Here is a 1572-nt window from a genome sequence, read left to right on the forward strand (position 1 = left end):
ACGCCAGGCCATCCAGAAGATTCGTCTACCGAACGGCGACAGCCTAGCGCAGGCTTTCTGGCATCTGCGCGATCCTGAACAACAAGGGCGCGGCACAAAACTAGGGTTTGCGCCCTATGGACGGCATGTCTTCTCCCCCGGCACGCCACCGTGCGGCAAGGGCAAGACGGATGTGTGCATGGCCTTTCTTCAGCGGCAGTACAGGCAGGCCATGGCACTGACCGTGCGCACCTTGATGGTGCTTGAGCGCCTGGCCAAGCATGCATTCACGCATGACGGCTCAACGCTCCGGCAAAAGCCGTCTGGATTTTCAAGCGCGCAATGGTAGCTTGCGCGACGCTGCGGGCGAACTGCGTCCATGGCAGCAAGCATCCCGAAATCAATTTGCGCGGTTAGCTCAGTTGGATAGAGCGCAAGCCTCCGAAGACTGCGGTCATTTGGACACATAAGCACTTGTGACCAGAAAAGAGGCTTGAGAAACAAGGGCTTAGAGGATGAAGGGTTTTAGGTCATTTTTCGGCGTGACCAAATTGTGACCAAATCGTGCCCACGGGTTTTGATTTCTCCTCTGTAGTCAATAGATTACGCGTGGTCACAAATTTTGCGCGGTTAGCTCAGTTGGATAGAGCGCAAGCCTCCGAAGCTTGAGGTCACAGGTTCGAATCCTGTACCGCGCACCATTTTCCATTTATAAATCAGTAGGTTATATAGATTCGGAAAGTCCACCGAGAATCCAGAAATTTGGTCACAAATGGTCACAATTGTGACCAAGCCATCAGCATAATTTTCAATGCAACTCTAAGCAGGAGGACGGACGAATTTTCCGGCCGCCCACTGCGCATCCTTTCGGGGATTGCTTAATGCGTACTGACACCTTAAAACATCTTGGACATCACGGTTGGAAGTCTGGGCCAGACTCTGCTGATGGGACAGCCAGCGATACTGTCTTCATAGTTCAGCTCACCTTGTCGAACAAACAATCCTTCGGGTGCTGGTTCTAACCGTTCCAAAACCAGAAGCCAGGGCTTTTGATATTTACAATCTGTTTCCTTAACAGAGTTCAATGAACATGTTCTTCTCATTTGTTTTCCTTGTCGCCATCTCGTTTGCATCAGCACCAACCATCCTCTATGTCATAATTATCCATATAAAATAGTATGTTATGTTAATCCATCCCCCGCCTAAAGAGGGTAAATCCGAACTTCGGAAAAATATTCTTTTGCGGACTATATGCTTGCGAATTTCAGATTGAGCTATAATGGTTTACAAGGCACATCGATAATGCTATAAAGAAAAAAGACTTAGTGATGGAATATTTAGAACACATAGAACACAGATTAAAAATTACAAAGAGGAGGTCAACTCACAATGTGCCCATACAAGGAGTATCATAGATAAACCCATGAAAGGGCCGTCGATAATGCAGCGGCATTTTTTGCCGGTTTCAAGGCTCCAGGTGCATCCATGCGCAATGCCCTGGATGAATTTGCTGGCAATGCAAAGCCCGGCAAGTCCATATCTGCAAGTCACCCAGCTCTCGAAAGCAGCTGTCAGGTGCATGCTTTGGACGCA

Annotated in this window: 2 protein-coding genes and 1 tRNA gene; 2 read left to right on the forward strand and 1 reads right to left on the reverse strand. The window is 48.6% G+C overall.

What is annotated here, in order from left to right:
* Positions 1-328 (forward strand): hypothetical protein (locus tag D6694_14320; GenBank protein RMH35915.1); only part of this gene is annotated, 328 nt, incomplete at its 5' end.
* Between the two features lie 275 nt (positions 329-603).
* Positions 604-680: transfer RNA gene (locus D6694_14325), tRNA-Arg, on the forward strand.
* Between the two features lie 195 nt (positions 681-875).
* On the opposite strand, the gene D6694_14330 is transcribed toward D6694_14325, so the two are convergent.
* Positions 876-1112, reverse strand: a complete 237-nt coding sequence (locus D6694_14330; protein RMH35916.1) for a hypothetical protein — start codon at positions 1110-1112, stop codon at positions 876-878.
* Between the last annotated feature and the right edge of the window lie 460 nt (positions 1113-1572).

The sequence above is a fragment of the Gammaproteobacteria bacterium genome, from assembly GCA_003696665.1.
GTDB lineage: Bacteria > Pseudomonadota > Gammaproteobacteria > Enterobacterales.

Coding starts and splice junctions, on each gene's coding strand:
- D6694_14330 (RMH35916.1), bottom strand. CDS start 1,112: ATGCAAACGAGATGGCGACAAGGAAAACAAATGAGAAGAACATGTTCA.